16 protein-coding genes are annotated in these 20,675 nt (G+C 73.3%); 11 read left to right on the top strand and 5 right to left on the bottom strand.

Going from position 1 to position 20,675, the window contains the following annotated elements; translation table 11 throughout:
- Window positions 1-25 precede the first annotated feature (25 nt).
- Window positions 26-1,063 carry a LacI family DNA-binding transcriptional regulator gene (locus tag B085_RS0102460; protein WP_018556968.1) on the top strand — a complete coding sequence of 346 codons (1,038 nt, stop codon included), beginning with the start codon at window positions 26-28 and terminating at the stop codon, window positions 1,061-1,063.
- A 333-nt stretch (window positions 1,064-1,396) separates the two neighbouring features.
- Here B085_RS0102460 and B085_RS0102465 read toward each other — a convergent pair whose 3' ends face one another.
- Window positions 1,397-2,857: a hypothetical protein gene (locus B085_RS0102465; protein WP_018556969.1), complete on the bottom strand. Its 1,461-nt coding sequence runs from the start codon at window positions 2,855-2,857 to the stop codon at window positions 1,397-1,399.
- A 328-nt stretch (window positions 2,858-3,185) separates the two neighbouring features.
- Between B085_RS0102465 and pulA the strand changes: the two genes are divergently transcribed.
- From pulA to B085_RS0102480, 3 genes are all read left to right on the top strand, one after another.
- Window positions 3,186-8,654 carry a pullulanase-type alpha-1,6-glucosidase gene (gene pulA / locus B085_RS0102470; RefSeq protein WP_018556970.1) on the top strand — a complete coding sequence of 1,823 codons (5,469 nt, stop codon included), beginning with the start codon at window positions 3,186-3,188 and terminating at the stop codon, window positions 8,652-8,654.
- A gap of 216 nt (window positions 8,655-8,870) precedes the next feature.
- Window positions 8,871-9,623 (top strand): TNT domain-containing protein, encoded by a 753-nt coding sequence (locus B085_RS40970; protein WP_018556971.1) that lies wholly within the window; start codon window positions 8,871-8,873, stop codon window positions 9,621-9,623.
- Window positions 9,624-9,633: 10 nt separating this feature from the next.
- Complete coding sequence (locus B085_RS0102480) at window positions 9,634-9,984, top strand: hypothetical protein (protein ID WP_018556972.1); 351 nt, start codon at window positions 9,634-9,636, stop codon at window positions 9,982-9,984.
- A gap of 84 nt (window positions 9,985-10,068) precedes the next feature.
- Here the strand turns inward: B085_RS0102480 and B085_RS0102485 are convergent, their stop codons facing one another.
- Together B085_RS0102485 and B085_RS49070 are read right to left on the bottom strand one after the other, a co-directional pair.
- Entirely contained in the window at window positions 10,069-10,575 is a 507-nt protein-coding gene (locus tag B085_RS0102485) for a GNAT family N-acetyltransferase (protein ID WP_018556973.1), read from the bottom strand.
- 195 nt (window positions 10,576-10,770) lie between these two features.
- Window positions 10,771-12,738, bottom strand: coding sequence for a hypothetical protein (locus tag B085_RS49070; RefSeq protein ID WP_018556974.1), 1,968 nt, complete (start codon window positions 12,736-12,738; stop codon window positions 10,771-10,773).
- Window positions 12,739-12,859: 121 nt separating this feature from the next.
- Here B085_RS49070 and B085_RS50380 point away from each other — a divergent pair, with 121 nt between their 5' ends.
- Complete coding sequence (locus B085_RS50380; protein WP_018556975.1) at window positions 12,860-13,411, top strand: DUF1203 domain-containing protein; 552 nt, start codon at window positions 12,860-12,862, stop codon at window positions 13,409-13,411.
- Between the two features lie 55 nt (window positions 13,412-13,466).
- Here B085_RS50380 and glnII read toward each other — a convergent pair whose 3' ends face one another.
- Window positions 13,467-14,486: a glutamine synthetase gene (glnII, locus tag B085_RS0102500; protein ID WP_018556976.1), complete on the bottom strand. Its 1,020-nt coding sequence runs from the start codon at window positions 14,484-14,486 to the stop codon at window positions 13,467-13,469.
- 276 nt (window positions 14,487-14,762) lie between these two features.
- Here glnII and B085_RS0102505 point away from each other — a divergent pair, with 276 nt between their 5' ends.
- From B085_RS0102505 to B085_RS0102525, 5 genes are all read left to right on the top strand, one after another.
- Window positions 14,763-15,137, top strand: a complete 375-nt coding sequence (locus B085_RS0102505; RefSeq protein WP_018556977.1) for a 5-carboxymethyl-2-hydroxymuconate Delta-isomerase — start codon at window positions 14,763-14,765, stop codon at window positions 15,135-15,137.
- Window positions 15,138-15,139: 2 nt separating this feature from the next.
- Complete coding sequence (locus B085_RS0102510; protein WP_026250603.1) at window positions 15,140-16,009, top strand: Gfo/Idh/MocA family protein; 870 nt, start codon at window positions 15,140-15,142, stop codon at window positions 16,007-16,009.
- Between the two features lie 58 nt (window positions 16,010-16,067).
- Entirely contained in the window at window positions 16,068-16,469 is a 402-nt protein-coding gene (locus B085_RS0102515) for a hypothetical protein (protein ID WP_018556979.1), read from the top strand.
- Window positions 16,470-16,545: 76 nt separating this feature from the next.
- Window positions 16,546-17,568, top strand: a complete 1,023-nt coding sequence (locus B085_RS0102520; protein WP_018556980.1) for an NADPH:quinone reductase — start codon at window positions 16,546-16,548, stop codon at window positions 17,566-17,568.
- Between the two features lie 73 nt (window positions 17,569-17,641).
- Window positions 17,642-18,226, top strand: a complete 585-nt coding sequence (locus tag B085_RS0102525; RefSeq protein WP_018556981.1) for a TIGR03086 family metal-binding protein — start codon at window positions 17,642-17,644, stop codon at window positions 18,224-18,226.
- A 26-nt stretch (window positions 18,227-18,252) separates the two neighbouring features.
- Here the strand turns inward: B085_RS0102525 and B085_RS0102530 are convergent, their stop codons facing one another.
- Window positions 18,253-19,089, bottom strand: coding sequence for an undecaprenyl-diphosphate phosphatase (locus tag B085_RS0102530; RefSeq protein ID WP_026250604.1), 837 nt, complete (start codon window positions 19,087-19,089; stop codon window positions 18,253-18,255).
- A 487-nt stretch (window positions 19,090-19,576) separates the two neighbouring features.
- On the opposite strand from B085_RS0102530, the gene B085_RS0102535 reads away from it, so the two are divergent.
- Window positions 19,577-20,671, top strand: coding sequence for a magnesium and cobalt transport protein CorA (locus B085_RS0102535; protein WP_018556983.1), 1,095 nt, complete (start codon window positions 19,577-19,579; stop codon window positions 20,669-20,671).
- Window positions 20,672-20,675: the final 4 nt, after the last annotated feature.

Raw genomic sequence — 20,675 nt, forward strand, 5'->3', positions numbered from 1 at the left:
CCGCGGTCGCATAGGGTCTGCAGGTGTGAACACCACAGCCCGACTCGCCGACATCGCGGCGCAGGCAGGGGTCAGCGAGGCCACCGCCAGCCGCGTGCTGAACGGGAAGGCGGGGGTCGCCCCCGCCACCCGGCAGAAGGTGCTGGCCGCACTGGACGTGCTCGGCTACGAGCGTCCGGTGCGGCTGCGCCAGCGCAGCGCCGGCCAGATCGGGCTGATCACCCCCGAGCTCAACAACCCGATCTTCCCCGCCTTCGCCCAGGTCATCGAGCAGAACCTGACCGGCTACGGCTACACCGCGGTGCTGTGCACCCAGCACCCCGGCGGCTCCACCGAGGACGAACTGGTGGAGGCGCTCGTGGAGCGCGGGGTGCGCGGCATCGTCTTCCTGTCCGGGCTGCACGCCGACGTCACCGCCGACCCCGAGCGCTACGCCCGGCTGCTCGGCCAGGGCGTGCCCTATGTGCTGGTCAACGGCTTCAACCCGGCGATCGCCGGACCGTACATCTCGCCGGACGAGCGCGCCTCGGCGCGCATCGCCGTCCAGCACCTGGTGGAACTCGGCCACCAGCGCATCGGCCTGGCCGTCGGCCCCAACCGCTTCGTGCCCGTGCACCGCAAGGTCGAGGGCTTCGTCGAGGCGCTGGGCAGCCTGCTCGGGCTCGGCGAGGAGCAGGCCGGGGAGTACGTCCGGCACACCCTCTTCTCCGTGGAGGGCGGCCACGCCGCCGCCGGGGCGCTGCTGGACAAGGGCTGCACGGGCATCGTCTGCGGCAGCGACCTGATGGCGCTGGGCGCGGTGCGCGCCGTGCGGGAGCGCGGGCTGACCGTCCCCGGGGACGTCTCGGTCGTCGGCTACGACGACTCGCCGCTGATCGCCTTCACCGACCCGCCGCTGACCACGGTCCGCCAGCCGGTCGAGGCGATGGGCGCGGCCGCGGTGAACGCCCTGCTGGAGGAGATCGGCGGCAACCCGGTGCAGCGCTCGGAGTTCGTCTTCCAGACGGAACTGGTCGTGCGCGGTTCCACGGGCCAGGCGCCCGGCGCCGGCCGGCGTTCCTGAGGGCTTTCCCGACGGGGCCCGCCGGGCATCACGCGTCCCGCGTGCGGATGCCGGGGCGGGCCCTGGACCTGCCCCGGGCGGGGCGTAGCGGGGTGGCTTCTCCGGTCCTGGGCCCGCCCCCGTACCGGGGGCGCGGTCCGGCCGGCCGGGCGCGTGGGACCCGCCGTCAGGGGCGGACCCCCGGCCGGCCGAACCGGGCCGAAGAGGAACGTAACAGCCGTTCCGGCCGGGACGGAAGGCCCCTGCAGAAACTTTCTGCAAGATTCTGCAGGGGGCGTTGCGCGGGGGCGTGATCGCAGGTGAGAGGCCACGTGGCCCTCGGCCGGAGGCCGCTCAGGGCGCGATGCCCACACCGTCCAGGCGGCTCCATGCGCGCTCCTGGGCGGCGGACAGCGCCGGCCAGCGCAGCGCCCCCGGCCGCGGGTACACGCGGGAGGCGTAGGAGCGCGGGACGTAGCCCGGCTCGAAGAAGCACCCGGTGCCGTAGGCGGCGTCGAACGCCGGGCAGGAGGCCGCCACCGAGCGGGCCGTGGGCCGGTGGCCCGTCCGCACCCAGGCCGCCAGCGACCGCATCGCGGCGGCGTACTCCGAGGAGCTCAGCTCGCTGTGCTCGCTCTCCCGCGTGAAGTTCTGCACCAGCAGCCCTCCGCGGTGGGCCCCTTCCAGTGAGGCCCGGTAGGCCGCCTCGTGCTCGACGAAGGCGGTCGGGTCGTCGATGGCGTGGACGGTGAGCACGGGGATCGACACGGCGCCGGTGACGTCGCTGTCGAAGGACAGGTCACGCCGGGCCGCCGGGTCGGCGGCGAAGCGCTCCACGCCGGCGTTGAGGGCCGCGTCGTCGTGCGAACCGGAGTAGCGGACGGTGGTGTTGCCGAACGGGTTACGGCCGCCCAGCCGGTTGTGCACGATGTCGCGGAAGGTGAAGGTCGCGAACCGCAGGTGCGACTCCAGTGTCCGCTCGGGAAGCCTCGTCACGGCCAGGATGTCGTCGAGATTGCGCTGCTGCAGGGCGGTGCGCTCCTGCGGGGCCGAGGAGTACCCGGTGCACTCCTGCAGGCGGGCGCGCAGTCCGGTGGCCGTCATCGTGGAGTCGGCGCGCAGCCCCATCCACAGCGGGTACTGGGGCTCGGTGGGCCTGGGGTGGTTGCGGCAGTAGTACTGGTAGACCACGCGCAGGTCCACCCGGTAGTCGTAGCCGCGCGAGCCCCCGCCCAGGACGCCGCTGGTCAGCAGGGCGCCGTCGTACGGCGACCGGTGACCGGCCGCGTGGATCTCGGCGACCTTGGCCGCCACGTTCCCGCCCCAGGACTGGCCGTGGACGAAGGTCCGGCGCGGCGTGCCGAAGCGCCGCACGAACAGCCGCCGCACGTTCTCGGTGTCCTCGGCCGCCATCCGCGTGCCGTAGCCGCCGCGGCGGTAGGACGAACCCGCCCAGGCGTAGCCCTCCTTCACCATGACCGACCAGCGCGCGAGGTCCCCGACGCTGCGCTCCGGGTCGGAGGTGTCGCCGAGGTCGGGGCCGCCGTGGGCGTGGACGACCAGGGAGCCGTTCCAGTCGTGCGGGACCGCCATCGCGTAGTGGGCGCCGTTGGCGTCCTGGCCGCGGTAGCAGGTGGCCTGCGCCGTCAGCTCGGCCGGGCAGTCGGCGGGGGCGGGCGCCGCCCCTGCGGCCGCCGCGGGTGGGGGGCCGGCGAGCCCGGTGGCGAGGAGGGCGGCGATGCCCCCGGCCGCCAGGGCGATACGGCGTCGTGCGGTTCCGGAACCGGTGCGTCGTGGGGAATGCCCGGTGAGCATGGTCTCGTCCTCCCGTGGTCACCCGGCGCGTCGTCGCGCGGGGCCCCGATGTTTCGGGACGCGGTGGCGGGGGTCCAGAGCCGTGGCCATTGCGTTCATAGTGTTCGGTGATCCACCGCCGGGGGAGGGATGCTGACGGTGTGTCACACGCCACGCACCGCCGTTCCGGCGGGTCTGTTGGAAATCCTTGCGACATCTTGCTGTAAGCCCTTCGCAAGGAGTACGGTCCCGGTCACTGGTCCGGCACCGCTGCCGGACCACGGCTCATGGCGCGTGGGCTCCCAGAGGTACAACCGTCCGCACACGGATTCCGCAAGGAGAACACCCCGTGGCCCAGCACACCGGGCTGCCCGCGTCCCCGCGCCCACGCGCGCGCAGACGCGGAGCCGCAGCCGTCGCGGTGGCGGCCCTCGCCGCCGCCTTCGCCGTCCCCGCCTCGGCGCCCGCCGCGCAGGCGGCCGCCCCGCCCCCGCCGCCCTCCGACGCGGCGCTCGCCGCCCGGGCGGCGCGTCACGACCTCACGCGGGAGCAGTTCTACTTCGTCCTGCCGGATCGTTTCGCCAACGGCGACCGGTCCAACGACAGGGGCGGGCTGACCGGCACCCGGCTCAGCACCGGCTACGACCCCGCCGACAAGGGCTTCTACCAGGGCGGCGACCTCAAGGGACTCACCGACCGGCTCGACTACATCAAGGGCCTCGGCACCACCGCGATATGGATGGCGCCGATCTTCAAGAACCGGCCCGTACAGGGGACGGGGGACGGGGGTACCTCCCAGGGCGAAGCCTCTGGGGGAGCCTCGGCCGGCTACCACGGCTACTGGATCACCGACTTCACCCAGGTCGACCCGCACTTCGGCACCAACGCCGACCTCAAGGCCCTGATATCCAAGGCCCACGCCAAGGGCCTGAAGGTCTTCTTCGACGTCATCACCAACCACACCGCCGACGTCGTCGACTACGACGAGAAGTCCTACGGGTACCTCTCCAAGGGCGCCTTCCCCTATCTGACGAAGGACGGCGTGCCCTTCGACGACACCGACTACGCGAAGGGCGGAAAGGGCTTCCCCGCCGTCGACCGCGACTCCTTCCCCCGCACCCCCGTCGTCACCGCGGAGGACAAGGTCCCGGCCTGGCTCAACGACCCGACGATGTACCACAACCGGGGTGACTCCACCTTCGCCGGCGAGAGCTCCGAGCAGGGCGACTTCTCCGGCCTGGACGACCTGTGGACCGAGCGTCCCGAGGTCGTGAAGGGCATGGAGGAGATCTACCGGAAGTGGGTCCGCGACTTCGCCGTCGACGGCTTCCGCATCGACACCGTCAAGCACGTCGACCTGCCGTTCTGGACCCAGTGGGCCACGGCCCTCGACTCCTACGCCGCCAGGCACGGACGCGACGACTTCTTCATGTTCGGCGAGGTCTACTCCGCCGACACCTCCATCACCTCCCCCTACGTCACCCAGGGCCGGCTCGACGCGACGCTCGACTTTCCCTTCCAGGACGCGGCCCGCCAGTACGCCTCCCAGGGCGGCTCCGCGGGCAGGCTCGCCTCGGTCTTCGGTGACGACTACAAGTACACGACCGACAAGGCCAACGCGTACGAGCAGGTCACCTTCCTCGGCAACCACGACATGGGCCGCATCGGGACCTTCCTGAAGCAGGACAACCCGAAGGCCGACGACGCCGAACTCGTGCGCCGGGACCGGCTCGCCAACGAGCTGATGTTCCTCTCCCGCGGCAACCCGGTGGTCTACTACGGCGACGAGCAGGGCTACACCGGCGCCGGCGGCGACAAGGACGCCCGCCAGACGCTGTTCGCCTCCAAGGTCGCCGACTACCTCGACGACGACCAGCTGGGCACCGACCGCACCCACGCGAGCGACGCCTACGACACCGGCGCCCCCCTCTACCGGGCGATCGCGAAGCTGGCCGCGCTCCGCAAGGCCCATCCGGCGCTCGCCGACGGCGTCCAGACCGAGCGCCACGTCACCGACGGCGCCGGGATCTACGCCTTCTCGCGCACCGACCCGAAGACCCGCACCGAGTACGTCGTCGCCGTCAACAACGCCACCGAGGCGCGGACCGCCGACGTTCCCACCGGCTCCGCGAACACCGCCTTCACCGCCCTCTACGGCACCGAGGGTTCCGTGACCAGCGGCGCCGACCGGAAGATCGGTGTCACCGTCCCGGCGCTGTCCACCGTGGTCTACAAGGCGGGCAGACCGCTCGGCGCCCCCGCCACCCGGCCGTCCCTGACGCTGAAGGCCCCCGCCGCGGGTGCCACCGGCACCGTCGAGCTCTCCGCCGACGTCGACGGCGGGCAGCTCAACCGCGTGGTCTTCGCCGCGCAGACCGGCAACGGCCCGTGGAAGGTGCTCGGCTCCGCGGACCACGCGCCGTACCGAGTCACCCAGACGGTCGGCGACGACGTGACGCCCGGCACCGCGCTGCGGTACAAGGCCGTCGTGATCGATTCCGCAGGCCGGACCGCCGCCGCCACCGCCCGGACCACCAGCGGCACCCCGGCCCCGCCGGAGACCCCGGTGGCGAGCAGCCGCGACTACGCCGTCGTGCACTACAAGCGGGCCGACGGGAACTACGCCGACTGGCGCCTGTACGCCTGGGGCGACATCGCCGACGGCGAGGGCACGACCTGGCCCGCGGGCCACGACTTCACCGGCCGCGACGCCTACGGCGCCTTCGCCTATGTGAAGCTCAGGCCGGGCGCCTCCAGTGTCGGCTACCTCGTCATCGACAAGGACGGCACCAAGGACGTCGCCGCCGACCGCTTCATGGACGTCACCAGGACGGGCGAGATCTGGGTCGAGCAGGGCAAGGAGGCCGTCCTCACCGAGGCCCCGCCCGGCACCGAGCCGGGGCAGGACAGGTCGAGGGCCGTCCTGCACTACCACCGCGCCGACGGGGATTACAGCGGCTGGGGCCTGCACACCTGGACCGGCGCCGCGAACCCCACCGACTGGACCGCCCCGCTGCAGCCGGTGCGCACCGACACGTACGGCGCCGTCTTCGAGGTGCCGCTCGCGGCGGGCGCCACGTCCCTCAGCTACATCGTCCACAAGGGCGACACCAAGGACCTGCCCGCCGACCAGTCGCTCGACCTCGCCACCTACGGACACGAGGTGTGGCTGCTGAACGGCACGGAGAAGTACCTGCTGCCCTCGACTTCCGGCTCATCCGCCGACCTCGACCTGTCCTCGGCCAAGGCCCAGTGGATCGACGCGGACACCGTCGCCTGGAAGACCGGTGACACCGCCGCGAGTCACCAGCTGGTCTACGCCCCGGACGGCGGCCTGACGATCAAGGACGGCGCACTGGTCGCAGAAGGGGCCGAGGGCCACTGGCTCCGCCTGCAGCGCGTCGCGGGCGGTCTGACCGACGCCCAGAAGGCCCGCTTCCCGCATCTGAAGGACTACGCGGCCTTCACGATCGACCGCCGCGACCGCGACCGGGTCCGCACCGCCCTCACCGGGCAGGTGGTCGCCACGCAACGACTGGCCACAGGGGCGCTGCTCTCCGCCACCGGCGTCCAGATCCAGGGCGTCCTCGACGACCTGTACGCGGCCAAGGCGACCAAGGCCGCCCTCGGGCCGGTCTTCACCTACGGCAGGCCCACCCTGTCCGTGTGGGCCCCCACCGCGCAGTCCGTCGCCCTGGACCTGGACGGGCGCACCGTCCCGATGCGGCGCGACGCCGCCACCGGCGTGTGGAGCGTGACCGGCGAGCGGAGCTGGACGGGCAAGCCGTACCGGTACGTCGTCAAGGTCTGGGCGCCCCGCGTCCAGAAGGTCGTCACCAACAAGGTCACCGACCCCTACTCGGTCGCCCTGACCGCGGACTCGAAGCGGAGCCTGGTGGTCGACCTCGACGACGCGAGGCTCGCACCGGGCGGCTGGTCGCACCTGGCCAAGCCCAAGGCCGTGGGACTGAACAACGCCCAGATCCAGGAACTCCACATCCGGGACTTCTCCGTCGCGGACACCACCGTCCCCGCCGGGGACAAGGGCAGGTACACCGCCTTCACCGACACCGGCTCCGCGGGCATGACGCACCTGAGGGCGCTGGCGAAGGCCGGGGTCTCCTACGTCCACCTGCTGCCGGCCTTCGACTTCGCCACCGTCGCCGAGAAGAGCGCCGACCAGGCCACCGTCGACTGCGACCTGGGCGCCTACCCGGCCGACTCCGACAGGCAGCAGGAGTGCGTGGCCGCGGTCGCCGCCAAGGACGCCTACAACTGGGGCTACGACCCCTTCCACTACACCGTTCCCGAGGGCTCCTACGCCACCGACCCGGACGGCACCCAGCGCACCGTCGAGTTCCGGAGGATGGTGCAGGGCCTCAACCAGGCGGGCCTGCGGGTCGTCATGGACGTGGTCTACAACCACACCGCGGCGAGCGGCCAGGACGACAAGTCGGTCCTCGACCGGATCGTGCCCGGCTACTACCAGCGCCTGCTGGACGACGGAACCGTCGCCGACTCCACCTGCTGCTCCAACACCGCGACCGAGAACGCGATGATGGGCAAGCTGGTCGTCGACTCGATCGTCACCTGGGCGAAGGAGTACAAGGTCGACGGCTTCCGCTTCGACCTGATGGGCCACCACCCGAAGGCGAACATCCTCGCCGTCCGCAAGGCGCTGGACGCGCTCACCCCCGCGAAGGACGGCGTCGACGGGAAGAGGATCATCCTCTACGGCGAGGGATGGAACTTCGGCGAGGTCGCCGACGACGCCCGCTTTGAGCAGGCCACCCAGAAGAACATGGCCGGCACCGGCATCGCCACCTTCTCCGACCGGGCCCGCGACGCGGTCCGCGGCGGCGGCCCCTTCGACTCCGACCCCGGTGTCCAGGGTTTCGCCTCCGGCCTGTTCAACGAGCCCAACGGCTCCGCCGCCAACGGCAGCGAGGCCGAGCAGCGGGCCCGCCTGCTGCACTACCAGGACCTCATCAAGGTCGGCCTCACCGGCAACCTGAAGTCCTTCTCCTTCACCGACAGCGCCGGCAAGGAGGTCACCGGCGCCGAGGTCGACTACAACGGCTCACCCGCCGGATACGCGGACGCCCCCGGCGACGCCCTCGCCTACGCCGACGCGCACGACAACGAGTCCCTGTTCGACGCGCTCGCCTTCAAGCTGCCGAAGGGCACCTCGCCCGCCGACCGGGCGCGCATGCAGGTCCTCGCCGAGGCCGTCCCCGCCCTCTCCCAGGGCCCGGCGCTCTACCAGGCGGGCTCGGACCTGCTGCGCTCCAAGTCCCTGGACCGCAACTCCTACGACTCCGGCGACTGGTTCAACGCCGTCCACTGGGACTGCGGCGCGGGCAACGGCTTCGGCCGCGGCCTGCCGCCGAAGGCGGACAACGAGTCCAAGTGGTCCTTCGCCAGGCCGCTGCTGACGGCGGACACGCTCCGGGTCGGCTGCGCCGAGATCACCGCGGCCTCGGCCGCCTACCGGGACCTGCTGCGCATCCGCTCCACCGAGCCGGCCTTCGGGCTGACCACGGCGGCCCAGGTCCAGGAGCAGGTGTCCTTCCCGCTCTCGGGCGAGGACGAGACCCCGGGCGTGATCACCCTGCGCGCCGGGCGGCTGGTCGTGGTCTTCAACGCGAGCCCGAAGGCCCAGGACCAGCGGGTCGGCGCCCTCGCCGGCAAGGGCTACGCCCTCCACCCGGTGCAGGCCGCCGGCTCCGACGCCGTGGTGAAGCGGTCCTCCTACGACACCGCCTCCGGCACCTTCACCGTGCCGGGCCGCACCGTGGCGGTGTTCGTCCGCAGGTAGCGACACGTTCCGTCACCGCCCGGCCGGCGCCCCGCTTCCCGCGGGCCCCGGCCGGGCGGTGCTGCGTACGGGCGAAGTGCGTGTCCATCCGGATGAATCGGCGGTGGGTCGGCTGCGGTGGGCGATCCGGCAGGGGTACGTATCCGCGCGGCTCCGGTGACGCACGGTGATCGCCGTCCCCGGGTGGCCTCGTTCCCGTCGTCCCCTGGAGGACCCTTGAAGCGGCGCCAGCGAATATCGCTCTCCACTCTTCCCGCCCTGTTCGTCCTGCTCGTCGGCACCCTGCTGGGCACGGTCACTTCGGCCCACGCCGAGGACTGGGGGCCGGGCGCGCAGCTCGCGGCTCCCCACGGCCGCCCCGAAGCGGGCCACGGGCCCGGCCCGGTCGTGGGTGCCCCCGGGCGCCCTCCCGGTGGCCCCGAGAACCCGCGCATCTGCCTCGGTGCCGTCTTCACCGCGCCCAAGTTCTTCTGCGGTGACCCCCGGCTCGGCCCGCGTGAACTGCCCACCAAGGGCCTGCTCGGAACGATCCTGGCCGGCTACCGGCGCCTCGACGGGCAGAACGCCAACGGTTTCCTGGGTACCTGGTGGAACTTCACGACGAACAGCTACAAGTTCCCGGACCCGGTGACCAACCCCGACGGCTTCCGCACGGGCTTCACCCCCGTCCCCCTGACCCTGAGCGTCGGACAGAGGATCGACCGCTTCGGCAACGAGGGCGGGAGGTTCCTCGCTCCGGCGGGCTCGCCGTTCTCCCAGCGTTCCATCCCCCCGTCGAACCTCAACACCTTCGACGCGGGCTACCCCTTCAACTACCACCTGTACAAGGTCGTCAAGCCCTTCACGGTCGCCTCGGGACCCGCGGAGCCCTGGTTCGGGCAACCGGGCAACGGACTCCAGTATGTGCTGCCCGCGGGCGACAACGTGGCCAACCACGTCGCCAACGGTGACCTGATCCGCCTGAACTGACGGGCCGACGATGGACCGACGTGAGCTGAGCGAGGCGCTCGCCTCCGCCGGCGTGCCCGGCGGGCTGTACGAGATCCCGGGCTTCCACGAGTTCGACCTGAGGCCGCCGGACTTCAGGTACCTCCGGCAGGAAGGCGAGGTGTGGGTGGTGGGCAACGTCGAACGCGGGGTGCACGACCCGCACCGGCGTTTCGACACCGAGGACGCGGCCTGCCGCTACCTCTACGACCGACTCACCGACACAGGGCCCGGGCCGGGCCCCGGGGCCGACGAGGAGATGGAGGCGGTCCTGCGCGACCGGGAGGAGATCCGGCGGGCCGCCCATGACAGCTATGAACGCGCCCGGCGCCGGCGGGACTGATGCGGCCGGCCCCTTGCGGCCGCCGACGCGGAGCGGCCCGCCCCGGGATCCGGGGCGGGCCGCTCCGCACGTCGGCGGCGATCGTCACAGGGCCTTCTCCAGCAGCGTCACCGCGTACGGGCTGCCCTTGCCGCCCTGCTTGTGGGGCTGCTCACCGACGACGGTGTAGCCCGCGCCCTCGTAGTACCCCCGCAGCCGCGGGTTGTCCGCCACGCAGTCCAGCCGCGCGTACGGGCGGCCCTCCTCGGCGATGCGGCGCTCCGCCCGGTCGAGCATGGCCCGGCCGAGGCCGCGCGGGGCGGCCGCCCGGTCCACCATGAGGCGGTGGACGTAGCCCGCGTCCGGGGGGCGCACCCCCCAGGCGTGCTCGTCGGTCCACCACAGCTCCCAGCCGCCGACCACCCGGCCCTCGTGCTCGGTGAGCCAGACCTCGCCCGCCGCCATGCGGGCGCGGAAGTGGCCCTCGTCCATCTCGCCGGGCTTCCACTGGTCGATGCCGTGCTCCTGCATCCAGCGGGCGGCGTCGTCCCGGAGGCGGACGAGGAGGGCGGCGTCGCCGGGCAGCGCGAGGCGGAAGGAGAGATCATTCATGCCTCCATTGTCCGGTAACCGCCCACGGACCTTCGTCCGGCCTGTCCGCGAGATCCGGGCCGGCCGTCCGGGCGTACTTCGCCGTGAGGAGGCCCTCGGCCGCACCGCCGCGTCGGGACGCTCCCCGGCCACCGGGGCGGGGGGAGCGCGTCGGCTCAAGCGCCCCGGAGGTGAGGCGGGGCGGACGGGGCGGGCTCAGCGCAACGTCGTGAGCGCCGCGCCCGAGTCGAGCACCGCCGACAACTCGGCCCGGGCGCCCTGTTCGGCCCGTACCGCCATCGTCGGGCCCTTCGAGGTGCCGGTCACGCCGCCCGCGGCCTTGATCCGCGTCACGTCACGGCTGCCCGCGGCCAGCAGGTACCAGTGGCCGGCGGTGGACTTCCACAGCGCCCCGGCCAGCACCCGCGGCATGCCCCGGCCGCACGCCCCGCCGTCCCGGCCGCTCTGGCCCACCGGCGCGCCCGGGGTGCCCGGGTCGGACACCGGGGGCAGGAACAGCGCCAGCGCCCGGCCGTCGGTGCCGCGCCAGGTGTCGGCGCGGGCGCAGACCCACGAGGCATGGCCGTTGTCCTCCGGCAGCCGCTGCGTGGCGTACCGCCAGACGTTGACCGACCGGGTGCCCAGGCCGCTCATGGAGGACAGGTTGCAGGCCGTCCGGGCCACGTTCGCCAGGGCCGTGGGGCCGGTCGCCTCCAGCGGCGCACCCGCCGCCGGCGGCTGGTACGTCAGGTGCGCCGGTACGAGGTCGCCGAGGTCGGTGAGGAGGAACGGCCGGTCCGCGCCGAGTCCGCCGGCGGCGCGGAACTGCAGCGCGGGCCAGGTGTCCCCGCACACCCCGGGGCGGCTGTCCGCGCCCGGCATGCGCACCGGCTCGGTCACCCCGTCCGCCGTGCGGTCCAGCTTCGCGGGGGCGCGCCCCGGGTCCCGCAGGTCGCGCGATGCCGCCTCGGTGACCCAGGGCGCGGTCAGGAACCGGGTGTTGCCGTCCGTCCGGCCGAGCACCACGGCCGCCGTGGTCACGCCCGCGCCGTCGACCCGGGCGAAGTCCAGGGCCGCCGTGCCCCCGCCGTCCCGCGGCTCGGCGTACCGCACCAGCCGCAGGCCGTCGTACATCAGCACCACCGTGGCGCCGTCCAGGTCCCCCGCGTACAGCAACTGCGGCTGCTGCACGGGTAGTCCCTCGGCGGTGCCCTGGGTCGCCGACACCGAGACCCGGGCGGAGGGCCGCGCCCACACGGCCATCGCCCGGCCCAGCAGCGCCCGGTCGCCGGCGCGCCCGCCACGGGTCGGCCAGGCGGTGAAGTCCACCCGGGAGGCGCGGGTCCACGCGGTGTCCTTCACCCGCACGAGCTTCGCCGGGTCCAGCAGCACCGCGGTGCCGTAGGCGCCCGGTGACCCGCCCGCCGCGTACGGGTCCTGCCCGCCGGTCAGCACCGCGACCAGGGTTGCGGTGACGGCGATCGCGCCCGCCGCGATGAGGCCCACCCGCACGTGCTGGCGCCTGCGCAGCAGATCCGTCGGCCGGGCGTGCACCGTGCACGGGTCGAACCCGCTGCCGCCCAGCAGCAGTCCCTCCGGAACCGCCTTGGCGGCCTTCAGCGCGCCCCGCGGGTCGGCCACCCCGGCGGCCACGAGCAGCCTGCGCACCTCGCGGCCGTCCGCGTGCCGGGGTCGCTCCAGCTCCAGCAGCGCGTACGCCGCCCGCCCGGCCGCGTTGAGCCCGGACAGCGCCCGGTCCAGCTCCGCCTCGTCCGTCCCGGTCGCCTTGGTGTGCAGCCGCAGGCCGAGGACGTACGGCGCCGGACCGCCCACCAGGGTCCTGCGCAGCCGGCCCCGCCAGCCCCGCTCGCGCCCGAACGCCAGCGCCGTGTCCAGTACTTCCTGCCGCACCAGGGCGTACGCCGGGTCCACGGTGCCCCGCGGGCCGGCCACGTCGGCGACGGCGGGGTCCGGTTCGCACGGCGAGCGCGGCAGCGCGCCCTGCGTCAGGGTGTGGGCGGTCAGTACCCTCCGGTGCCGGCCGAGCGACGGCGGCAGCGTCAGATAGGCCAGCCGGACCAGGTGCGGGTAGTTCTCGACGAGTGCGGCCTCCGCCTCCTCGACGTCCACGATGACGGGTGCGCCGTGCCGGGGACGGGTGGCGGTCGCGTGCTGGGCGTTCACGTTCCGTTGAACGAGTGAATCCTGGGATGGTCACTCCGCCGCCCGCGCGCCGCCCCCGGCGCGGGAGCCGCCACGCGCTCTCCGGGCGGGCGCTGTCGGTGCCCACCGCCATGATGGCGGCATGCGCGAGACGGACTGGGCCCGGCTGTTCCACGCCTACGGGGCCGCGACGGACACCCCGCGGCATCTGGCCGCCCTGCGCGCCGGCCGGGAGGCGGAGGTGGCGGCCGCCCTGGAGCACCTCAACGGGTCGATCGTGCACCAGGGCACGCCCTGGCCCGCCACACCGCCGGCCGTCCGGCGGGTCGCGGAGCTGCTCGCGGGGGAGCACCCGGCCGGAGCGCGCTCCGCGCTGCTGGGCTTCCTGCGGTACGCGGCGGAGGCGGCGCCCGGCCCGGCGGAGGCCGAGGAGTGCCGGGCGCGGGCGTTCCCGGCGGACGGCGCGGCGATCGACGCCTGGGAGGAGGCCTGGGCGAACGCGGACGAGGAGGAGCAGGAGGCCCTCTGGGACGGGGAGATGGCCGACCTGGCGGTCCTCCGCGCGGCCGTCGGGGTGTTCGACGCCCTGCCCGCCGTCCACGCGGCCCGGTTCGCCGACCCGCGGGTGGCCGTGGTGCACGTTCGGGCCGTGGAGTACGGCTGCTTCCTCTTCGAGGCCGTCCGCACCCCGTGAACGCGCCGAGGGCGCCCGGCGGGTGGCCGGGCGCCCTCGGGGACGGTGCGGAGCGTCAGACGAGCTCGGCCTTCTCCAGCGCCGAGCAGCAGGTGCCGACGATGAGGCGGGTGACGACGTAGGGGTCGACGTTGGCGTTGGGCCGGCGGTCCTCGATGTAGCCCTTCTTGTCGACCTCGACCTGCCACGGGATGCGGACCGAGGCGCCGCGGTCGGAGACGCCGTAGCTGTACTCGCTCCAGGGGGCGGTCTCGTGGGCGCCGGTCAGGCGGGCCTCGACGCCGGAGCCGTACTGCTTGATGTGCTCCATCGGCTTGCCGTCGCGGCCGAGGGCCTCGCAGGCCTCGATGATCGCGTCGTAGCCCTCGCGCATGGCCTTGGTGGAGAAGTTGGTGTGCGCGCCCGCGCCGTTCCAGTCGCCCTTGGCGGGCTTGGGGTCGAGGGTGGCGGAGACGCCGAACTCCTCGGCGGTGCGGTAGAGCAGCCAGCGCGCGACCCACAACTGGTCGGCGACCTCCAGCGGGCTCAGCGGGCCGACCTGGAACTCCCACTGGCCGGGCATGACCTCGGCGTTGATGCCGGAGATGCCCAGACCGGCGGCGAGGCAGTTGTCGAGGTGCTTCTCGACGATCTCGCGGCCGAAGATCTCGTCGGCGCCGACACCGCAGTAGTAGCCGCCCTGCGGGGCCGGGTAGCCGGCCTCGGGGAAGCCCAGCGGGCGCGAGCCCTGGAAGAAGGTGTACTCCTGCTCGATGCCGAACAGCGACTCCTGGCCGGCGAACTGCTCGGCGACCGGGCGCAGCAGGGCACGGGTGTTGGAGGAGTGCGGCGTGTCGTCGATGTTGAAGACCTCGCACAGCACCAGCAGGTTCGCGCCGCCGCGGATCGGGTCCGGGTAGGTGGCGACCGGCTTGAGCACGCGGTCCGAGCTGTGGCCCTCGGCCTGGTTGGTGCTGGAGCCGTCGAAGCCCCACACACCGGGCTCCGCCCCGTCGGCGAGGATCTTGGTCTTCGAGCGCAGCTTGGCGGTCGGCTCGGTACCGTCGATCCAGATGTACTCGGCCTTGTAGCTCACGGGCGTCATCCTTGGTGGCGTGTGCCTTGCGGGGCGGGTGGTGTTGCCGCTGCAGCGTCACAATCTGTGATTTCGCATCCATTGCCCGTGTGTTAACCCGATGTGAACGCGCTGCCGTCCCACCTGCCGGACACCCCGGTCCGACGGGCGCCGGGCCCCGCCACGGCCGCCGGAACACCCCCGTGTGCCCGGCGGCCACAGGGCCGGAGCCGCCCTCCGCCGCCCCGGAGCCGGGGCCCCGCGGACCGCCGTGACCAGGGACGTAGGGTGTGTGCCATGCCTCACATCACCGTGGACTACACAGGCAACCTCGCGGACGCCTTCGACCGGCGCGGCTTCGCGACCGCGTTGCACCCGCTGGTCGCGAAGACCATCGACACCAGTGTGGAGGCGTGCAAGACCCGCTTCCTCCGGTCCGACGAGTACGTCCTCGCCGACGGCGGTCCCGAGCACGCGCTCGTCCTCGTCCGCGCCGCCGTCCTGTCCGGGCGCACGCCCGAGGCCAAGACGCGGCTGAGCGAGGCCGTCCTGGAACTGCTGAAGCAGCACCTCGCGCCGACCCCGGGGCTGAGCGTGCAGACCGCCGTCGACATCGTCGACCTCGACCGCACCTGGTACCGCAGCCACACCGAGCCGGCGGGGGAGCGGTGACCATGCGCATCGGACTCCTCGGCACCGGCCCCTGGGCGGAGATCGCCCACGGCCCCGCCCTCGTCGCCCACCCCGACGTCGAGTTCACCGGCATCTGGGGCCGCCGCCCCGAGGCGGCCGCCGCCCTCGCCGCGACCCTCGGCACCCGCGCCTACGCCGACGTGGACGATCTCATCGGCGACGTGGACGCCGTGGCGATCGCCCTGCCCCCGGACGTGCAGGCCCCACTGGCCGTGCGTGCCGCCGAGGCCGGCCGGCACCTGCTGCTCGACAAGCCGGTCGCGACGACGGTGACCGACGCCCGCCTCGTCGCCGACGCCGCCGAGGCCGCGGGCGTCGCGTCGGTGGTCTTCTTCACCCTCCGCTTCGACGCCACCAGTTCCGCCTGGATCGACGAGCAGGCCGCCCGCGACGGCTGGTTCACCGCCCGCGCGCAGTGGCTCGGCTCGGTGTTCACCTCCGGCGACAGCCCCTTCGCCGACTCCCCGTGGCGGCGTGAGAAGGGCGCGCTGTGGGACGTCGGACCGCACGCGCTGTCCGTGCTCCTGCCCGTCCTCGGGGACGTCACCGCGCTCACCGCCGTCCAGGGCCCCGGCGACACCGTCCACCTGGTGCTGCGGCACGACGGAGGCGCCTCCAGCACGGCGGCGCTGAGCCTCACCGCCCCTCCGGCGGCCGCCGGCATGACCGTCGAGCTGCGCGGCACCACCGGCGTCGCCTCGCTCCCCGAGCGCGCCGACGGGCCGGTGCCCGCCTTCGGCAACGCCATCGACGCCCTGCTCACGGCCGTGGGCACCGGCGTCCCCCACCCCTGCGACGCCCGTTTCGCGGCGCGCGTGACGGAGTTGCTGGCCTCGGCCGACCCTGTGTGACGCGCCGTCAGGGGCAGTACCCTGGCGGGCGACTTGCGAAGTGCCTATCGTTTTGGGTATGGCAGCGGACTGGTGGTCCATCGAAGTCCTCGACGCCAGCACACCCGCCGCGGCATGGCGTGACGCGTACGCGCCGACGCTCGTCGAGTCGGCGGTCACCAACCGTGCACTGGCGTGGGAATGGCACACGTACGGGTGGGGTGTCGTCTTCGAGTTGTGCTTCCGCGAAGAGGAGCACTGGCTCGGTTGGCGCTCCCTGCCCGGCACTCGCGCGGCGCTCGACGCCGTCCCCGATCCGGTCTCCGGCGTCCTGGTCCACCGCGGTCGCGGCGGCACCAGCGGAGCGTTCGTCCCCCGCGCCCCGCACCGTTCGCCGGGCGCGGCCGCGGTGGGCCTCCCCGAGCCCCCGCCGGAACCCTCCGGCGCCGCCGTCCTGTGCGAACGGGCGGCCCCCGTCTGACGCCCTCAGCGCGCGCCGCGCGGTGCGCCGGCGGTGCGGCGGGAAGAATGCGCTCCGGTGCGGCCTTGTACGGATCATGAAGGCCATCGTGTACACGGAAGGCGGCGGCCCCGAGGTGCTGCGCCCGACCGAGCGGCCGGTGCCGCGACCGGGTCCGGGCGAGGTGCGGGTACGGGTCGAGGTGTCGGGGGTCAACCCGACGGACTGGAAGTCGCGGCGCGCCGGCCCGCCCGCCACGGTCGCGGAGCAGGTGCCGGACCAGGACGGCGCCGGGGTGGTGGACGCGGTCGGCGAGGACGTCGACCCCGGCCGGACGGGTGAGCGGGTGTGGCTGTGGGAGGCGGCCTGGCAGCGGGCGGACGGCACCGCCCAGGAGTACGTGACGCTCCCCGGGGCGCACGCCGTGCCGCTGCCCGATTCCGCGTCCTTCGACCTCGGCGCCGCCCTCGGCATCCCCGCGATGACCGCGCACCGCGCGCTGACCGTGGCGGAGCACGGTCCGGCGCGGCTCGCGCCGGGCGCCCTCGACGGCCGGACCGTCCTGGTCGCGGGCGGTGCGGGCGCGGTCGGCCACGCGGCGATCCAGCTCGCCCGCTGGGCCGGGGCCTCGGTGGTGACCACGGTCAGCGGACCCTACAAGGCGGACCTCGCCCGGGCCGCCGGCGCGCACCACGTCGTCGACTACCGCGAGAGCGACGCCGCCGCGGAGATCCGCGAGGTCGCGCCCGGGGGCGTCGACATCGTGGTGGAGGTGTCCGTCGCGCAGAACACCGCGCTCGACCTGGCGGTGCTGGCGCCCGGCGGCGTGGTCGCCTACTACGCCGACAACGGCGGCGCCGAGTTCACCCTGCCCGTACGGGAGAGCTTCGCGCGCAACCTGCGCTGGCAGGGCGTGCTCGTCTACACCATGCCGGACGCGGCCAAGGCGGAGGCCGTCGCGGCCCTGACGGCCGCCCTGGCCGACGGGGCCCTGCGGGTCGGCGAGGACGCGGGGCTGCCGCTGCACCGCTTCCCGCTGGCGCGGACCGGCGACGCCCACGCGGCCGTGGAGCAGGGTGCGGTGGGCAAGGTCCTCGTCGACGTCCGGACCGGCCCGTAGCCGTGCGGGGCGGGCGGTGCGGCTGTCGCGTTTGTTCAAGACCGGCCGCCGCCCGCCTCCGCAGGATGGGCGCATGACCGAACTGCACGCATTCATGATCGAAGCCGCCGCCGAGGCCGCCCGGGTCGCCCGCGGTGTGGGTGCCGACCCGGGCCGACTCTCCGCGCCCACCCCGTGCGGGGAGTGGGACACCCGCACGCTGCTCAACCACTGGATCCTCTACACCTCGCACGGCCTGGAGCACCGGGCGCTGCGCAGGCCGCTGCCCGAGGAGCTGACCGCCCGCGACTTCACCGCCGCCCCGGACTGGGCCGGTGCGTACGCGGAGCAACTGGACCGCGCCGTCGCGGCGTGGGCGGCGCCGGAGGTGTGGGAGGGCGAGCTCGACCTGGGGTACGAGAAGATGCCGGCCGCCGAGGTCGCCTCGATGATCGTCAAGGAGCTCGCCGTCCACGGCTGGGACGTGGCCCGCGCCACCGGCCAGGAGTACCGCTGCGGCGCGGGGCTCGGCGCGTTCGTGCTGGAGGTCGTCGACCGGTACGCCGAGGTCTACCGCCGCTACGAGGGCTTCGCCGAGCCGGTCACGCTCCCGGACCCCGCCGCGGCCACGGCCTTCGAGCGGGCCCTGGCCCTGTCCGGCCGCACTCCCGCGCGCTGACGGCGGCCCCGCGCGCCGGCGGCGGCCTACGCGCCGATGACGCCCGCGCCCAGGAGGCCGAAGAGCAGGGTGCCGATCACGAGGCGGTACACGATGAACGCGTTGAACGAGTGCTTGGCCACGAACTTCAGCAGCCAGGCGATCGACCCGTACGCGACGACGAAGGACACGACCGTCCCGACGATCAGCGGTGCGGTGTCGACCCCGGCGCCGAGCGCGTCCTTCAGCTCGTACAGGCCGGCGCCGGTCAGCGCGGGGATGCCCAGGAAGAAGGACAGGCGCGTCGCGGCGACCCGGTCCAGGTCGAGGATGAGCGCGGTGGACATCGTCGCGCCGGAACGCGAGAAGCCGGGGAAGAGCAGGGCGAGGATCTGCGAGGAGCCGACGAGCATCGCGTCCTTGAACGTGGTGTCGTCCTCGCCGCGCTTGTGGCGGCCCATCTGGTCGGCCGCCCACATCACGCCGCTGCCGACGATCAGCGAGCCCGCGACCACCCACAGTGAGGCGAGCGGCCCCTCGATGAGCGGCTTGGCCGCCAGGCCGACGACGACGATCGGGATCGTCGCGAAGATCACCCACCAGCCGAACTTGTAGTCGTGGTGGTACCGCTCCTCGCGGTTGGCGATGCCGGTGAACCACGCCTTGCAGATCCGGACGATGTCCTTGAAGAAGTAGACCAGCACGGCCGCGATCGCGCCGGACTGGATGACCGCGGAGAAGGCGACGACGGCCTTGTCGTCCACCGGGATGCCCATCAGGCCTTCGGTGATCTTCAGGTGGCCGGTGGACGAGATCGGGAGGAACTCGGTGACCCCCTCCACGACGCCGAGCACAGCTGCCTGACCGATACTGATGGCGCTCATGGGACCCATCTCTGCGGAGTACGTGGCGTGCCCGGGCCTGCACCGGCCGGAGCCCTACGGAGTGTAAGAGAAGTCCCGCGCCCCCCGCGAACCAGGTCCGCCCCGATCGCACGCCCCGAAGGCCTTTGCGGCGGGCGGCGACCCCGCGAACAGGCCGGACGTGCCCGAGCGCGGTCCGCCGGCATGTCGCGGATGTCACATCACCGGCATCCCGTGTGAAATCACGAAGAAACATGTGTACACCTCCGAAAAGGCGAAGAAAGCCACATCGGTGATGCCGTCGAGATGCGGCCGCGCGGTGTTTGCGACGGGCGGCGCGCAGGAGGCCGGTCCTACCGCCCGCCTCTCCCACCCCCGGCCCCCGTGTACGCGGATGGGCCGGGGACGCCCCCAAGTCCCCCGCGGTGCGGGGACGGTGTGACGCGGGGCCCGAACAGGCCCGGGCGTGGGCAATACTGGCCGCCGCATGCCTGCGTAGGAGCCTTTCATGTCGATGATCAGCAATCTCCGCAAAGCCGTCCGCCTCACCCACATACGCCAACGGCGTGTGGACCTCAGCCACCCGGCGCGTTCCCCGCTGGGCAGCTCGGTGGTGAACTGCGTGGTCTACATGGACGGGCTGCGGCAGGACGACTGCGCCGCGTACGAGGCGATCGCCCGGGTCCGCAAGTCCGGCCGCGGCTTCGTGTGGATCGGCCTCCACGAGCCCACGGAGGCGGAGTTCGCCGGTGTCGCCGAGCTGTTCGGACTCCACCCGCTCGCCGTCGAGGACGCCGTCCACGCGCAGCAGCGGCCCAAGCTGGAGCAGTACGGCGACACCCTGTTCACCGTCCTCAAGACCGCCCGCTACGTCGAGCACGACAGGCTCACCGCCACCAGCGAGGTGGTGGAGACCGGCGACATCATGGTCTTCACCGGCGCCGACTTCGTCATCACGGTGCGCCACGGCGGCCACGGCTCCCTCGGCCCGCTCCGGGAGGGCCTGGAGACCGTCCCCGACCAGCTCTCCAAGGGGCCGGCCGCCGTCCTGCACGCGATCACCGACCATGTCGTCGACCAGTACCTCGCCGTCACCTCCGCGGTCCACGAGGACATCGAGCAGGTCGAGACGGACGTCTTCTCCGACCACCGCGGCCGCGGCACCGACGCCGGCCGGATCTACCAGCTCAAGCGGGAACTGCTCGAGCTCAAGCGGGCGGTGGCCCCGCTCGGCCGCCCCCTGGAGCGGCTCGCCGAGGTCCCGCTGCCCGGCATCGAGGCCGACCTGCGGACCTACTTCCGCGACGCCGCCGACCACCTCGCCCGCGCCACCGAGCAGGTCAACTCCTTCGACGAACTGCTCAACTCGATACTCCAGGCCAACATCGCGCAGGTGACCATGGCCCAGAACGAGGACATGCGCAAGATCAGCGCCTGGGTCGCCATCCTCGCCGTCCCCACCATGATCTGCGGCCTGTACGGCATGAACTTCGACCACATGCCCGAACTGCGCTGGACGTACGGCTATCCGCTCGCCGTGGGCGTGATGGCCGTCGCCTGCTTCGTCATCCACCGCGGATTCCGGCGCAACGGCTGGTTGTGAGCAG

The organism is Streptomyces sp. BoleA5 (assembly GCF_000373665.1).
GTDB lineage: Bacteria > Actinomycetota > Actinomycetes > Streptomycetales > Streptomycetaceae > Actinacidiphila.